This is a genomic window from Burkholderia sp. L27(2015) (genome assembly GCF_009765705.1).
In the GTDB taxonomy this organism is placed as follows: domain Bacteria; phylum Pseudomonadota; class Gammaproteobacteria; order Burkholderiales; family Burkholderiaceae; genus LMUX01.
Genome location: NZ_LMUX01000009.1, coordinates 212,886 through 227,686 on the forward strand (window position 1 = coordinate 212,886; position 14,801 = coordinate 227,686).

At 61.2% G+C, this 14,801-nt stretch carries 13 protein-coding genes and 1 pseudogene; 4 read left to right on the plus strand and 10 right to left on the minus strand.

Annotated features, from left to right (window positions below; all coding sequences use genetic code 11):
* Positions 1-38: 38 nt before the first annotated feature.
* From GSQ77_RS05755 to GSQ77_RS05765, 3 genes and pseudogenes are all read left to right on the plus strand, one after another.
* The gene (locus GSQ77_RS05755; RefSeq protein WP_158899947.1) at positions 39-239 is read left to right on the plus strand and encodes a zf-HC2 domain-containing protein; all 201 of its coding nucleotides are present in this window, start codon (positions 39-41) and stop codon (positions 237-239) included.
* A 29-nt stretch (positions 240-268) separates the two neighbouring features.
* Positions 269-1,654, plus strand: a pseudogene (locus GSQ77_RS05760) (ATP-binding protein); the annotation flags it as partial.
* A 22-nt stretch (positions 1,655-1,676) separates the two neighbouring features.
* On the plus strand, positions 1,677-2,219 hold the full coding sequence (locus tag GSQ77_RS05765; protein WP_158899951.1) for a response regulator transcription factor: 543 nt from the start codon (positions 1,677-1,679) through the stop codon (positions 2,217-2,219).
* A gap of 59 nt (positions 2,220-2,278) precedes the next feature.
* Here GSQ77_RS05765 and hslU read toward each other — a convergent pair whose 3' ends face one another.
* The 8 genes from hslU to GSQ77_RS05805 all read right to left on the minus strand — a co-directional run bounded on the left by hslU (position 2,279) and on the right by GSQ77_RS05805 (position 10,458).
* On the minus strand, positions 2,279-3,610 hold the full coding sequence (gene hslU / locus GSQ77_RS05770; protein WP_158899953.1) for an ATP-dependent protease ATPase subunit HslU: 1,332 nt from the start codon (positions 3,608-3,610) through the stop codon (positions 2,279-2,281).
* 37 nt (positions 3,611-3,647) lie between these two features.
* Positions 3,648-4,193 (minus strand): ATP-dependent protease subunit HslV, encoded by a 546-nt coding sequence (hslV, locus tag GSQ77_RS05775; RefSeq protein WP_158899955.1) that lies wholly within the window; start codon positions 4,191-4,193, stop codon positions 3,648-3,650.
* A 248-nt stretch (positions 4,194-4,441) separates the two neighbouring features.
* The gene (gene dksA, locus GSQ77_RS05780; protein WP_158899957.1) at positions 4,442-4,861 is read right to left on the minus strand and encodes an RNA polymerase-binding protein DksA; all 420 of its coding nucleotides are present in this window, start codon (positions 4,859-4,861) and stop codon (positions 4,442-4,444) included.
* 473 nt (positions 4,862-5,334) lie between these two features.
* Positions 5,335-6,414, minus strand: a complete 1,080-nt coding sequence (locus GSQ77_RS05785) for a GTP-binding protein (RefSeq protein ID WP_158899959.1) — start codon at positions 6,412-6,414, stop codon at positions 5,335-5,337.
* A 297-nt stretch (positions 6,415-6,711) separates the two neighbouring features.
* A complete protein-coding gene (gene xerC / locus GSQ77_RS05790; RefSeq protein WP_158899961.1) occupies positions 6,712-7,638 on the minus strand; it encodes a tyrosine recombinase XerC in 927 nt (308 codons plus the stop codon).
* A 22-nt stretch (positions 7,639-7,660) separates the two neighbouring features.
* On the minus strand, positions 7,661-8,446 hold the full coding sequence (locus tag GSQ77_RS05795; RefSeq protein ID WP_158899962.1) for a DUF484 family protein: 786 nt from the start codon (positions 8,444-8,446) through the stop codon (positions 7,661-7,663).
* Positions 8,447-8,502: 56 nt separating this feature from the next.
* Positions 8,503-9,393, minus strand: a complete 891-nt coding sequence (gene dapF, locus GSQ77_RS05800) for a diaminopimelate epimerase (RefSeq protein WP_158899965.1) — start codon at positions 9,391-9,393, stop codon at positions 8,503-8,505.
* 180 nt (positions 9,394-9,573) lie between these two features.
* Positions 9,574-10,458, minus strand: coding sequence for a lipid A biosynthesis lauroyl acyltransferase (locus GSQ77_RS05805; protein WP_158899967.1), 885 nt, complete (start codon positions 10,456-10,458; stop codon positions 9,574-9,576).
* 252 nt (positions 10,459-10,710) lie between these two features.
* On the opposite strand from GSQ77_RS05805, the gene metK reads away from it, so the two are divergent.
* Entirely contained in the window at positions 10,711-11,892 is a 1,182-nt protein-coding gene (gene metK, locus GSQ77_RS05810; protein ID WP_158899969.1) for a methionine adenosyltransferase, read from the plus strand.
* A 189-nt stretch (positions 11,893-12,081) separates the two neighbouring features.
* Here metK and GSQ77_RS05815 read toward each other — a convergent pair whose 3' ends face one another.
* Together GSQ77_RS05815 and GSQ77_RS05820 are read right to left on the minus strand one after the other, a co-directional pair.
* Positions 12,082-13,476 carry an amino acid permease gene (locus GSQ77_RS05815; protein WP_158899971.1) on the minus strand — a complete coding sequence of 465 codons (1,395 nt, stop codon included), beginning with the start codon at positions 13,474-13,476 and terminating at the stop codon, positions 12,082-12,084.
* A 260-nt stretch (positions 13,477-13,736) separates the two neighbouring features.
* Complete coding sequence (locus tag GSQ77_RS05820; protein WP_158899973.1) at positions 13,737-14,777, minus strand: serine/threonine protein kinase; 1,041 nt, start codon at positions 14,775-14,777, stop codon at positions 13,737-13,739.
* Positions 14,778-14,801: the final 24 nt, after the last annotated feature.

Sequence of the window (14,801 nt, forward strand, 5' to 3'; positions counted from 1 at the left end):
CCCGCTTTATATGCAATACCCGACGAAATGCCCTGACAATGAAATTTCGCCTCAAATGCCACGAAGCACATCGCCTGTCCATCGAGCAGATGGACCGGCATTTGTCGTGGTTCGAGCGCGTGCGTTTGCGGGCCCATCTGACAGCTTGCGACGCTTGCACGACCATTACGGCGCAGATGCGCCTGCTGCATGGCGCCATGCGCAAACTCGGACAGGAAGACGAGGTTCCGCCTGCATGAACCGACAATGAGCCGATAAGCATGCAGGCATGAGCCCTCTGAGTCAAAGCGGTCGCGTCCATCTCGATCAACTATTCTGGTTGCGCTGTCTGGCCATCATCGGCCAGTTCGTCACCATCGGGGTGGTTGAGCTCTTCCTGCATATCCATTTACCGCTGGCGTGGATGCTGGCGGTTATCAGCCTGGAAATCGGCTTCAACGCGATGACGTGGGTGCGCGCGTCCGAGCGCAGCCGTGCAGAGACCAATCCCGAGTTGTTCGGGCAGTTGTTCGTCGATCTCGTGGTGCTGACCGCGCTGTTGTTTTTGTCCGGCGGTATTACCAATCCCTTCGTTTCGCTCTATCTGCCGTCGCTGGCCATTGCTGCCGCTGTTTTACCGTTGCGCCTGGCGCTGTGGCTAGCGGTTTTCGCCGTGATCAGCTACTTGCTGCTCAGCGTGGTGTCGGTACCACTGAAGATGGATGATCCGCAACGGCTGTTCGATTATTTCCAGGCGGGGCTGTGGGTCGACTTCATGGTGAGCGTCGGCTTGATCGCGTGGTTCGTGTCGCGCATGTCGCATGCGCTGCGCATGCGTGATGCGGCGCTTGCGCAGGCGCAGCGCCGTCTGCTGCGCGACGAACGGGTGGTGGCGCTCGGTGCGCAGGCCGCGAGCGTGGCGCATGAGATCGGCACACCACTGTCCTCGGTCATGCTGCTCAGCGAAGAGCTGCGGCATGCTGCCGCAGGCGACGCGGCGCTCGCGCCGTATCGCGATGATTTCAAACTGTTGGAACAGCAGCTCGCGTTGTGCAAATCGGCGCTGGCGCGACTGCAGGTACGCGCCAGCTCGCCGACCCGGCAACCGCTAGGCGCGTGGCTGCCTGAGTTCATCGAGCAATGGCGCTTGCGTCACCCACATGTTAATTTTGAGCTGGTGGGGCCAGCCCCGGAGGATGCGCCACTGGACGACACCGTCGCAGTGGGGCAGATCCTGACTATTTTGCTGGATAATGCCGCACGAGCCAGTCCCGATGCGGTGACGCTGGAAGTTTGCCAATGCGGGGGCGACGCCAAGGTCGGCGCTGAAGTTGGAGCGGACGCCAAGTCTGACGTCAAGCCAGACAGCGCAACCGCGGTGCAGGCTAGGAAAACAGGCGCTAGATCCGGGTTCGGCTTCAGATCGGCATTGGCGGTTGAATCCGGGTTTGCCGCGTTTGATCGCGCGCCGTACCTGGAATTACGAGTCTCCGATCGAGGCTCTGGCATAGACCCCGAGTTGCGCGATACCCTGGGCTTGACGCCTGTGGACAGCACTTTGGGCGGACATGGCGTGGGCTTGTATCTGGCGTTTGCGACCGCCTCGCAATTGTCGGGCTCGATCGAGCTGCTCGATGCGCCCGAGGGCGGTACCTTGGCGATACTCCGCCTGCCGGCGGCCCGTGGGCAGACTAACGATGAGTGATATGAATTTTCTGGTGATCGACGACGATGAGGTGTTCGCGGGCATTCTGGCGCGCGGACTGGGGCGGCGCGGTTACGTCGTGCATCAGGCGCATAACGCGCAGGCAGCGTTGAAACTGGCGGACGTGTTGTCGTTCAGCCACATCACGGTCGATTTGCATCTGGGTAACGACTCCGGCCTCACGCTGGTGGCGCCGCTGCGCGAACTGCACCCGCAGGCGCGCATCCTCGTGCTGACAGGCTACGCGAGCATTGCAACAGCGGTGCAGGCGGTCAAGGACGGTGCCGACAACTATCTGGCCAAGCCGGCCAATGTCGAAACGATACTGGCCGCACTCTCGCAAAACGCCAGCGAGGCTCGGGCTGAGGAAGCGCTGGAAAATCCGGCGACGCTATCGGTCGGACGGCTCGAATGGGAGCATATCCAGCGCGTGTTGGCAGACCATGAGGGCAATATCTCAGCGACGGCGCGCGCGCTCAATATGCACAGACGCACCTTGCAGCGCAAACTGTCGAAGCGGCCGGTCAAGCAATAGCGTGGCCGGCCGAATCACTTGACGTCACATCATGTGACGTCACGCCGCGTCACGTCGCATCACAACACGTAGCGCGACAAATCTTCGTTCTTCGCCACTTCGCCGAGCGCGGTGTTCACATAAGCGGCATCGATCGTGATCGGTTTGGCTGCGTGATTGCCCGCCGCGAACGACACTTCTTCAAGCAGCTTTTCGATCACCGTATAAAGGCGGCGCGCGCCAATATTCTCGGTTTTCTCGTTCACTGAAAATGCGATCTCGGCCATCCGGCGGATGCCTTCCGGGTTGAAATCGAGATGTACACCCTCGGTTTCGAGCAGCGCCTGATACTGCTTCACGAGGCTGGCGTCGGTGCCGACCAGGATGGCTTCGAAATCTTCGACCGACAAGGAATCCAGCTCGACTCGAATCGGAAACCGGCCCTGCAATTCGGGAATCAGATCGCTGGGCCGGGCCAGATGGAACGCGCCGCTGGCAATAAACAGGATGTGATCGGTGCGCACCATGCCGAACTTGGTGTTCACCGTGGTGCCTTCCACCAGCGGCAGCAAATCGCGCTGCACGCCCTGGCGCGATACCTCACCCCCGCCGCCGCCTTCATTGCGCGCAGCGATCTTGTCGATCTCGTCCAGGAAAACGATGCCGTTCTGTTCGACGTTTTTGATCGCCAACGTTTTCACTTCGTCGTCGTTGAGCAGCTTGCCGGCCTCTTCGTCGGTCAGCACTTTCATCGCTTCCCGGATCTTGAGCTTGCGATGTTGCTTCTTGCCGCCGCTCATATTCGCGAATACGCTGCGGATCTGGTCGGTCATTTCTTCCATGCCCGGCGGCCCCATGATATCCATGGTCGGCACCGTCGCTTCCACGTCGAGCTCGATATCCTTGTCGTCAAGCTGGCCTTCGCGCAAACGCTTGCGCAGCGTTTGCCGCGTGGCGCTTTGCGCGTCGTCGCTGCTTGCCAGCGGATCGGCACGCCCCGACGGCAGCAGAATGGCCAGGATGCGATCCTCGGCAAGATCCTCGGCGCGCGTGCGTACCTTGCGCATTTCGGTTTCGCGAGTCTGCTTGACGGCGATTTCCGCGAGGTCGCGGATAATGCTGTCGACATCGCGGCCGACATAGCCCACTTCGGTAAATTTGGTCGCCTCGATCTTGATGAACGGCGCATCGGCCAACTTGGCCAGGCGTCGCGCGATCTCGGTCTTGCCCACACCGGTCGGTCCTATCATCAGGATGTTTTTCGGTGTGATTTCGCTGCGCAGCGGTTCAGTGACCTGCTGGCGGCGCCAGCGGTTGCGCAATGCCACCGCGACGGCGCGCTTGGCCTTGTTCTGGCCGATGATGTGTTTGTCGAGTTCCGAGACGATCTCGGCGGGAGTCATGGTGCTCATGGGGAATCCTATTGAATGCGTGCCGACGCCATGCGTCTTATTCGCCGGTTTCTATCGTTTCGATGATGCGACTGTGATTCGTATAAATGCACATGTCGCCAGCGATCTCGAGCGATTTTTCGACAATATCGCGAGCGCTCAATTCGGTGTTGCCCATCAGCGCCACAGCAGCCGCTTGCGCATAGGAGCCTCCCGAACCAATGGCGCATATTCCGTTTTCCGGCTCGAGCACGTCACCGTTGCCGGTGAGCACCAGCGTCGCGGTGGCGTCCGCCGCGATCAGCATGGCTTCAAGCCGCCGCAGCATGCGGTCGGTACGCCAGTCCTTGGCGAGTTCGACAGCCGCCCGGGTCAGGTTGCCCTGGTGTTTTTCGAGTTTGGCTTCGAAGCGGTCGAGCAGCGCAAATGCGTCCGCGGTGCCGCCGGCAAAGCCGACCAATACCTTGCCTTCGTAAATGCGACGCACTTTGCGCGCGCTACCTTTCATGACGATATTGCCCAGCGTTACCTGACCATCGCCGCCGAGCGCAACCTGATTGCCGCGCCGCACTGAAACGATCGTAGTGCCGTGATACTGCTCCATGTTTTTTCCTTGTCAGAAGATGTGCCGGCCCAGTGTCGCACCATGCGGAATCGGAATCGACGCCTCGAATCTGGATCGCTCGCTGGACCGCGAGTACATCGACTGCAGTTTAGGGCGTATGGCTAATTATCAACCCCTTCGCTTGTCTCAGTGGGCAAAGTGCCAAGCCAATAAAAAAAAGGCACACCAATGGTGTGCCTTCTCTGGGGCGCCGGGCCGGTTGCCGGGCCGGTGGCTATAGCGTCAAATCAATCGCCAAACAGCTTCTGGCGCAATTCGCGACGTTCCTGAGCTTCCAGCGACAGCGTCGCGGTCGGACGAGCGAGCAGGCGCGGCACGCCGATCGGTTCGCCGGTTTCTTCGCACCAACCGTAATCGCCGGATTCGATCCGGGCGAGCGATTGCTGCACTTTCTTCAGCAGCTTGCGTTCGCGGTCGCGCGTGCGCAGTTCGAGCGCATGCTCTTCTTCGATGGTTGCACGGTCGGCCGGATCGGGCACGATCACCGTCTCACGCAGGTTTTCCGTGGTCTGGCCCGCATTTTTGAGGATGTCGGCCTGCAACTGCTCAAGCTTGACCCTGAAGAACGCGAGCTGATCCTCGTTCATGTAGTCCTTCTCGCCCATCTTGAGAAGCTCGGCTTCGGTCAAAGGTCGTTTCGTCGTCATCTGGCTTACTGTCTTCCATGTCAGGGATGAGGCCCACCCAAATGCGTTACCCGCAATCGGCGGCGGCACAAACGGCCGGTACGGCTGGTCGCTTGTCGCGGGGGTCGCTTCTCATGCTCGCAACCTGATCCGCTGCTGCGGGGGCTAACTCCTACAGTTGACCGACTCTGCTTGGCCGATCTGCGAGGCGCCATGGCCGGGCGGATCGTTAGCATCATCGTTCTCTAGCGGCGACGTATTGTAACTGAATCGCGATGCGCTTCCGCAACTGACGTGTTAAGCGCCGATTTTGCTCAGCAACATCGTATGGTCGAATCGCCCGGGACATGCCACGGGCGGCTGCAATTTCAGCTGCGCGGCCGGTTGTGATGCCGCCTGATGCTTGGGTGGCAGGGCTGGCCGACATTTCTACCACTGGTTATCATACTCGCCCAAACGGGGTTTGGGCGAGCATCTCCGTACTGTGGCGCTATTTAGACGAGACAGCGATCCAGACCGTCGGTAATCAGATCCTGGGGCAGGTCGATGCCGATAAACACCATCTTGTTGGTCTTTTTGTCGGCCGGCAGCCATTTCGACGCCAAATCGCTGCCCATCATCTGGTGCACGCCCTGGAATACGACACGGCGGTCCACGCCTTTCATGTGCAACACGCCTTTGTAGCGCAGCAGCCGTTCGCCATAGATCTGCAGCACGCCGCCCAGGAAGTCCTCGAGTTTGGCCGCATCGAACGCGCGCTCACTGCGATACACGAACGATTTGATCTTGTCGTCATGATGCGCGTGGTGATGATGCGCATGGCCGTGAGCGTGCTCGTCGCCATGCTCGTGGCTTTCGTGCGCGCATTGGTCGTGCTCATGGTCGCAGTCGGCGTGATCGTCGTGCGCGTGCTGATGGTCGTCCTCGGCGAGGAAGTCCGGATCGATCTCTAGCTTGGCATTGAGATTGAAGCCGCGGATATCGAAAATTTCTTTCAGTGGCGCTTCACCGAAATTAACGACGGAGATCGGCGCGCGCGGGTTCATATGCAGCAAGCGATGCTTGAGGTCGGCCAGTTCGGTTTCGCTGATCAAATCGCTCTTGGTGATAAACAGCCGATCGGCGAATCCGACCTGGCGCTGTACCACTTCGTGCTGGTCGAGTTGCGCGTTGGCGTGCTTGGCATCGACCAGCGTGATGATCGCGTCGAGCAGGTACTGGTCGGCGATCTCTTCGTCCATGAAAAAGGTTTGCGCTACCGGACCCGGGTTCGCCAGACCGGTCGTCTCGATGACGACGCGGTCGAATTTCAACTTGCCTTCCTGGCGCTGCGTGACCAGGTCGGCCAACGCCTGCACCAGGTCGCCACGGATCGTGCAGCAGATACAGCCATTGCTCATCTGGACGATTTGCTCATTGCTGTCCTGCACGAGAATTTCGTTGTCGATGTTTTCTTCGCCGAACTCGTTTTCAATCACGGCGATCTGCATGCCGTGCTGTTCGTTCAGGATGCGTTTTAGCAGGGTGGTTTTGCCGCTGCCAAGAAAGCCGGTCAGGATGGTTACGGGAATCATGGTGAAGTCGCTCGTCTAAGGTTCGGGCGCAGTCGATGCGCAGTAAATCGTGCAAAAAGCGGTGCAAAAAGCCGCGCCGGATTGGGGCGCATCGCTCGGGTGAGCGGGCCGGATGGGGATAGCTCAATGCGCCATCATAACCAAATCGCCGCGGTTGCGTCGGTAGTTGAGCTGAATGCCAGGCATTGGCAGGGCATTGGCCGTGCGTTGGTCGGGGCGGGCCGCACGTTGGTGGGGCGTTGGCCGGGGCACTGGTCGGGGTTGGCCCGGCGTTCGTCGGGCGTTGGTGAGGGGGTATTAAGGATCGCGCTTCTTGGCGCGCGGGTGCGCGCTATCGTAAATCTTCGCCAGATGCTGGAAATCGAGCGCGGTATAGACCTGGGTCGCGGTAATGCTGGCGTGCCCAAGCATTTCCTGGACTGCGCGCAGGTCGCCGCTCGACTGCAGCACATGCGTGGCGAACGAATGACGCAGCACATGGGGGTGGACGTTGGCGGGAATGCCGGCGGCGAGCGCCATCTGCTTGATACGTAAGCGCACCACGCCCGGTGACATCCGCTTGCCGCGTGCCGATACAAACAACGGATGCGGATCCAGCCGCACCATCTGCGGGCGCACTGCCAGCCATGCCTGCAGGGCCGCGATCGCCTTGGCTCCCACCGGCACGCTGCGACGGCGTTGGCCCTTGCCGGTCACCGTCACTTCGGCGGCGTCCAGATCGATCCAGCCCGAGGACTTATAGCCGTCGAGCTGGGCGTAACCGACGTCCAAATCGATCAGTTCGGCCAGCCGTAGACCCGAGGAATAAAACAACTCGAGCATCGCATGATCGCGCAGCGCCTCGGGCGTGCCGGCATCGGGCGCTTCCATCAGCGTGTGGGCATCGTCGGCTGAGAGTGCCTTGGGCAGCGTTTTCTTTTGCTTGGGCGCGCGGATGCCGCTGACCGGGTTGGCGCCGACTTCGCCATGCACGCCTAGCCAACGATAGAACGATCGCCATACGGAGAGCCGATGCGCGATCGAGCGTGCCGACAAATCCTGGCTATGGGCACGCACCACGCTACCGCGAATATCGCTGGACGTCAGGGTTGCGAAGGCGCGTTCGCCGGCCAGCGTTTGCAATTCCGCGAGCTCGTGCGCATAGCCGCGTAGCGTGTGCTCGGAGAGCTTGCGCTCATGCGTCAACATGTCGAGAAAACGCGCGATCGGGTCGGCAGAGCTCATCGCGTGCTTATTGGCGGATTATTTAGTAGGCGAGCAGACGGCTGAGCGCAGCGCTGGCGAGCTCGCCCAGTTGTTCGAGGAAATCGGTCGCCATACCGTCATGGAACCGCCGCGGATCGGGCGAACCCATCACCAGCAGGCCGAAGGCCGGCGGCTTGCTCAGCACCGGATCGGCCAACTCGCCGGCTGCGGGCGCGACGGTTGCGCTTACCGTGGCTTGCGCCGCCGGCACGCGTAGAGGAATCAAGGCGATCGAGGCGATCGCGCCCGAAGCATTGGCGGCGGCCTCCGGCTCCGTGCTCGCAGCGGCGGCCGCCATCGCCGTCGCCGGCAGCGTCAACCACTGCGCGGCTTCGAAACCGGTGTCGGGGCCGCAGTACGGCAGACTTAGGTTTTGCGTGAAAAGCCGCAGTTCCGCGCCGACGTTGCGGGCGTAGTCGGCCTGCGCGTAGGGCTCGGCGAGATCCCAAAGCCGCAGGGCGGCGGCCGGCACGTCGAACACGGTGCCCAGGCCTGCGCTGATGGTATTGGGCAGCGCGTGGGCATCGCGCTCGGCCAGGATGCGCGCGGTCCACTCGGTCAGGCGCGTCACGATACTGTCGTTTTCGTGCCCGTGGCGCATCATCTCCGCCAGACGCCGCTCCAACAGCTTATTTTTGTCGCGCAGCATTTCCATCTGGCGTTCCTGCAGCGAGATGGCGCGATTGCCGTGCGGACTGGTCAGCTTGACCGTCGCGAGCAGCTCGGCGTGACGCACGAAAAAATCCGGATCGGTCTGCAGGTAATCGGCGACTTCGCGTTCGTTCATGGTCTGGGCTAAAAAGGAGGAAGGGTCCGCGTGCGCGCCGCGAGGCGAAGATGCACTCAGGCTAGGGTGATTTCCGATTGCTCGGGGAGTTCAGGAAATTCGGGGAGCTCAATTTCGCCTTCGAATACAGTGGCGGCCGGCCCCGACATGTGCACCTGCTCGCCTTGCCATGCAATCTGCAAGATGCCGCCATGCGTTTCGACGCGCACTGGCGTGTCGAGCAGACCGCGCTCGATGCCGGCCACGACGGCCGCACAAGCGCCGGTACCGCAGGCCAGCGTCTCACCGGCGCCGCGCTCATACACCCGCAGCTTGATGGTGTGCCGGTCGATGATCTGCATGAAGCCGGCGTTCACGCGCTGCACGAAACGCGGATGTGATTCGATCAGCGGGCCGTCGACTGCGACCGGCCAGGTTTCAGTGTCGGCTACCAGTTGCACCGCATGCGGGTTGCCCATGGAAACCACGGTGACCCAGGCCGTCTTGCCGTTGACGTCGAGCGGCCATAGTGCGGCGCGGCCTTCGCTGCGGCTGGTCAGGCCGGCGGTGTCGAAGGGCACGCGTTCGGCGCGCAACTCGGGCACGCCCATTTCAACCATGACCGAACCGTCTTCGCGCATGGTCAGCGTCAGCACGCCTTGCTGCACTTGCACGCGCACGGTCGATAGCTCGGTGAGCCCTTGGTCCCGGACAAATTTGACGAAACAGCGCGCGCCGTTGCCGCAATGTTCGACTTCGCCGCCGTCGGCGTTGAAGATGCGATAGCGGAAATCGACCCCGGCGATGCTGGGACGCTCGACCACCAGCATCTGGTCGGCACCTACGCCGAAATGCCGGTCGGCCAAGTGGCGAATCTGGCCGGTCGTCAGCGCAAACGGCTGGCGAGTGGCGTCGAGCACGACGAAATCGTTACCGGCGCCATGCATTTTGGTGAACTTGAGTTTCACGGGGTCTCTTTGACGCTTGGGAGGAAGGCTGGATTTTGCCGCTATTCTAGCGCGAACCGGCCGGTGCTCGGGCGGTGCATCGGTCACGGCTGCGCGCTGGTAAGCCGGGCCGCCTTAAGCGGGTAGGCCCCCGCGCCTTAAACAGGTAGGCCCCCGCGCCTGAAACGCAGGCTCCGCGCCCTAATAAACCCCAGGCTCACCCTCAGGCCGTGTCTTGAAGCGCTTGTGGACCCAATAATATTGCTCCGGCATGCTCCGAATCTGCTCTTCGAGAAACGCATTCATGCGCCGCGCATCGAGCTCGTCGTCGCCGGTCGGGTAATTTTCCCAGGGTTTGAACACCTTGAGACGGTAACCGCGGTAATGCGGCAATACCTCGCCGATAAACGGCACCACGCGAGCGTGGCCTGCTTTGGCCAAGCGGGCAACCGCCGTGAGCGTGCAGGTGGGGACACCGAAAAACGGGACGAACGTCGAGTTCCGTATGCCGTAGTCCATGTCGGCCGCCAGCATCACCGGCTTTTTTTCACGCAGCATGCGCAGCACGGCGCGCGCACTGTCGGCGCGCGACAACATTTCGGCGCCGAACCGGGCGCGGGCGTCGCGCGCCACCTGGTCGACCGTCTGATTGGACATCGGCGTATAGAGCGAACCGCACGGGCGCCCGAGTTGATAATTGACCCACATCGACGCCGCCTCGATGCCGACGAAGTGAAAGCCCAGCATGATCGTGGGTGGCATGTCCGGGTCGTGCAGATCGATTTCGCTCTCGATCTCGAACACGCTACCGAGCTTTTTCGCCGACCCGAACCACTGCACGCTGCGTTCGACGTAACTGCGCAAGGCATGACGGAACGCGCCTTGGGCCACGGCATAGCGTTTGCCTTCGCTCCAGTCGGGAAAGCACAAGCGCAGATTGGTCAGGACCACGCGTTTGCGTCGGCTGGGAATCTGGAACAGCAGCCAACCAAGCATATCGCCGAAGAAAGCGACCGGCGCATAGGGCAGGCGAGCGAACAAGCGCAATAGGGACAAAGCGAACCAAGTCGCGAATCTGCTCAGCATGCGTTCACCGCTAAAGCCTTGTAGGTAGAAAAATGTGGCACGGCGATGTCAAAACGAAAACAAAAGAAGCGGCTATAATACAAGCTTCGCCGAGTTAACAGACAACTTGCGGGGCGAATGCAGAAACGGATGCAAATGCTTGTATCCGCGACTGTGCTAGAAATCCGCTAAAGCGTCGCCGCTTTGACAAACCAGACAAGCCGGCACGCGGAAGTGAAATTAATCCGTTTGACCCGTTCTTGGAGGTTTGCAGTGTCAAATAACTACTTCTTTACCTCGGAATCCGTTTCCGAAGGGCACCCAGATAAGGTTGCCGATCAAATTTCCGACGCAGTGCTCGACGCGATCTTCAAGCAAGATCCGCATTCGCGTGTAGCAGCCGAAACGCTGTGCAACACCGGGCTGGTCGTGTTGGCAGGTGAAATTACCACCACCGCGAACGTCGATTACATTCAGGTCGCTCGCGACACGATCAAGCGCATCGGATACGACAATACCGACTACGGCATCGACTACCGCGGCTGCGCGGTGTTGGTGGCTTACGACAAACAGTCGCCGGATATCGCCCAGGGCGTGAATGCCGCGCACGACGACAATCTCGACCAGGGCGCGGGCGACCAAGGCTTGATGTTCGGTTACGCCTGCGATGAAACGCCGGAACTGATGCCGTTGCCGATCCATCTGTCGCATCGGCTGGTCGAGCGTCAAGCCGATCTGCGCCGCGATGGCCGTCTGCCGTGGCTGCGTCCGGACGCAAAATCGCAGGTCACGATCCGTTATGTGGATGGCCGCCCGGACAGTATCGATACCGTCGTGCTGTCGACGCAGCACGCGCCGGATATCGAGCTTGCGCAATTGCGTGAAGCCGTGATCGAGGAAGTCATCAAGCCGGTACTGCCCAAAGAGCTGATCAAAGGCGATATCAAATTCCTGGTCAACCCGACCGGGCGTTTCGTGATCGGCGGCCCGCAAGGCGATTGCGGCCTGACCGGTCGCAAGATCATTGTCGATACCTACGGTGGTGCAGCGCCGCACGGCGGCGGCGCGTTTTCGGGCAAGGATCCGTCCAAGGTCGACCGTTCGGCGGCCTACGCCGGTCGTTATGTCGCGAAGAACATCGTCGCAGCAGGCTTGGCTTCGCGTTGCCTGATCCAGGTGTCGTATGCCATTGGCGTGGCGCGTCCCACCTCGGTGATGATCAATACCTACGGCACGGGCCGCGTTTCCGATGCGGTCATCACCGAACTGGTCTTGCGCCATTTCGACCTGCGTCCGAAGGGCATCGTCAAGATGTTGGATCTGCTGCGCCCGATCTATGAAAAAACCGCTGCTTACGGTCACTTTGGCCGCGAAGAGCCGGAGTTCACGTGGGAAACGACGGACAAGGCCGCCGAGTTGGCAGCCGCCGCTGGCCTGAATGCAGCGGCCGCCTGATAGCACCGACTGCACGTAAGAGGCAAAAGTAAAGCGGGCAATCCCTAGGGATTGGCCGCTTTTTTATTGCATGCGAGTGGGTACGTGAGCGCCTGCCCGGCTGCGTCAGATCGCCTGCCTCAGATCACGTGAGTCAGATCACGTGACTCAGATCACGTGACTCAGATCGTCTGAGTCAAATGTAGCGCCTTATTGACGCGCAAGCGTGGCGCGACGGCGCGAGTAGCCGAAATAGATCGTCAGCCCGATGATCAGCCAGATTCCGAAGGCGATCCAGGTAAGGCTCTGCAGGTTGACCATCAAGAACAGACAGGCCCCGATCGCCAGCAACGGGATTGCCGGCACGCCCGGGCAACGAAACGCGCGGGGCATATCGGGCCGCGTGCGCCGCAGCACCAGCACCGCCACCGAGACCATAATGAAGGCCGCCAGGGTGCCGATGTTGATCAGCTCGGCCAGCACGTTGAGCGGCACCAGCGCGCCGATCAGCCCGAAGGTCAGTCCGACCACCCAAGTGTTCAGGAACGGGGTCTTGAAGCGCGGATGAACCCGTGACAATGCGGCGGGCATCAACCCATCACGCGACATCGCAAACAAGATGCGCGTCTGGCCGTAGGCCATCACCAGCATCACGGTTGTCATACCGAGGACTGCGCCCAGATCGACAAACGCTGCGGCCCATGGCTGGCCGGCCGCTTGCAGTACCAGCGAGACGGGGTGCGCCGAGCCTTCGAAGTGCTGCCACGGCACCACGCCCGTCATGATTGCCGTCACCACCACGTACAACGCAGTACACAGCAACAGCGAACCGATGATGCCGATCGGCAGGTCGCGCTTGGGATTGCGCACCTCTTCGGCAGCCGAGCTGACCGCGTCGAAACCGAGGAACGCGAAAAAGATCACGGCGGCCGCACTGAACACGCCGTCCCAGCCCATCGGCAGGTACGGGTGCCAGTTGCCCGGCTGTACGTGCGACACCCCCAGCACGATCACCAGCACCAGCACGGCCAGCTTGATCGAAACCATGATGTTATTGACCCGCGTGGATTTTTTTACGCCTAGCGAGATCAGCGTCGTGATCGCCATCACGATCAGGAAGGCTGGCAGGTTGAACAGGGTTTGCGCGTTCGGCACCATGCCGGGTGCGGCGGTGAGCGCGACGGGCAACGCGATGTCGAAGCTCTGCAGCAGCGATTGCAGATAACCGGACCAGCCGGTCGCCACCGCCGAGACGGCCAGCCCATATTCCAATAGCAGATCCCAGCCGATGATCCAGGCGAAGATCTCGCCCAGCGTCGCATAGGAATAGGTGTAGATCGATCCTGCTACAGGCACCGACGACGCAAATTCCGCGTACGCCAGAGCGGACAGGCCGCAGGCGATGGCCGCAATCACAAACGACAAGGTCAGCGCCGGTCCCGCCGTCAGCGCACCGGTGCCGGTGAGTACGAATATCCCCGTGCCGATGATGGCGCCGACGCCGAGGAAGGTCAGGTCCAGGGGGCCGAGCGCTTTACTGAGGCCGTTGCTCGCCGAGCTGTCGGCCAACATGCTTTCGATACTTTTTGTGCGTAACAAACTCATCTCAATGGATCTCCTGATATTTCCCTTGCGCGGACAGATCGCAGGCGTGGCGATGCCTCGCGACTGCTTGATTGATCTGCCCGATTGGTCTACATGAGTGATCGACATGAGCGATCTACACGAGGGAAGGAAGTAGCACTGGACCATGAGATGAAGCAGAAAAACGAATGGCACTGGAAAACAGACCAATTACCAGATGGGGCCCGAGCCGGTAGGACGATCAGGCCATAGTGCAGCAGTAGATCGTCGCGCAGCGCTGCTCAGACTGGCCACAGCGGCGGTTCGCTGAGCGCGGCAACCTGCTCGCGTAACTCGATAATGCGGTCTTCCCAGTAGCGCTGGGTGTTAAACCACGGAAACGCGGCGGGAAATGCCGGGTCGTCCCAGCGGCGCGCCAGCCATGCGGCGTAATGAATCAGCCGCAGCGTGCGCAGTGCCTCGATCAAATAGAGTTCGCGGGTATCGAATTCGCAGAAGTCTTCGTAGCCGGCCAGCAGATCGCCCAGCGCGCGGCTCTGCTCGGCGCGTTCCCCCGACAGCAGCATCCATAGATCTTGCACCGCCGGTCCGCTGCGGCTGTCGTCGAAATCGACGAAATGAGGGCCGGCGTCGGTCCACAAAACGTTGCCGGGATGGCAGTCGCCGTGCAGGCGCAGCGAGCGCACGTCGCCCGCTCGATCGAACGCGTGCTGCACGCCTTCCAGCGCGAGTGTCGTGATGGTGGTGTAGGCGTCCAGCAATTCAGCCGGGATGAATCGATGCGCCAGCAGGAATTCGCGCGGCTCCGTACCGAACCCGGCGATATCGAGCGCGGGTCGTTCCTGATAGACGCGCGTGCCGCCCACCGCATGCAAGCGGCCGAGGAAACGGCCTATGCGTTCGAGGGTATCGCGATCCTCCAGCTCGGGTGCACGGCCCCCTTGGCGAGGAAATACCGAGAACCGGAAATCGGCAAATTCGTGCAGCGAACGACCGTCGATCACCGTGGCGGGCACGGCCGGTATCTCATGTTCAGCCAGTTGAGCGACGAAAGCGTGTTCTTCGAGAATCGCGGCATCGCTCCAACGCTGCGGCCGGTAAAACTTGGCGACGACGAACGGACTATCTTCGATGCCGACCTGATAGACGCGGTTTTCGTAGCTATTGAGCGTCAGGAGCCGACCATCGGTACGCAGGCCGATTGAGTCGAGCGCATCGAGCACACATTCGGGCGTGAGCCCAGCGAACGGCACGCCGGCAGGGTTGACGGGCGCAGTCGCGCAGGGTGTGGCGGGAAAATCGGGCTGCAGGTCGGAGTTCATGCCGACATTGTGCGGCTCGCTGCC

Bases quoted from the DNA above. Each gene is read 5' to 3' on its own strand.
- GSQ77_RS05755 (WP_158899947.1), top strand. From the start codon at position 39: ATGAAATTTCGCCTCAAATGCCACGAAGCACATCGCCTGTCCATCGAG.
- GSQ77_RS05765 (WP_158899951.1), top strand. From the start codon at position 1,677: ATGAGTGATATGAATTTTCTGGTGATCGACGACGATGAGGTGTTCGCG.
- hslU (WP_158899953.1), bottom strand. From the start codon at position 3,610: ATGAGCACCATGACTCCCGCCGAGATCGTCTCGGAACTCGACAAACAC.
- hslV (WP_158899955.1), bottom strand. From the start codon at position 4,193: ATGGAGCAGTATCACGGCACTACGATCGTTTCAGTGCGGCGCGGCAAT.
- dksA (WP_158899957.1), bottom strand. From the start codon at position 4,861: ATGACGACGAAACGACCTTTGACCGAAGCCGAGCTTCTCAAGATGGGC.
- GSQ77_RS05785 (WP_158899959.1), bottom strand. From the start codon at position 6,414: ATGATTCCCGTAACCATCCTGACCGGCTTTCTTGGCAGCGGCAAAACC.
- xerC (WP_158899961.1), bottom strand. From the start codon at position 7,638: ATGAGCTCTGCCGACCCGATCGCGCGTTTTCTCGACATGTTGACGCAT.
- GSQ77_RS05795 (WP_158899962.1), bottom strand. From the start codon at position 8,446: ATGAACGAACGCGAAGTCGCCGATTACCTGCAGACCGATCCGGATTTT.
- GSQ77_RS05805 (WP_158899967.1), bottom strand. From the start codon at position 10,458: ATGCTGAGCAGATTCGCGACTTGGTTCGCTTTGTCCCTATTGCGCTTG.
- GSQ77_RS05815 (WP_158899971.1), bottom strand. From the start codon at position 13,476: ATGAGTTTGTTACGCACAAAAAGTATCGAAAGCATGTTGGCCGACAGC.
- GSQ77_RS05820 (WP_158899973.1), bottom strand. From the start codon at position 14,777: ATGAACTCCGACCTGCAGCCCGATTTTCCCGCCACACCCTGCGCGACT.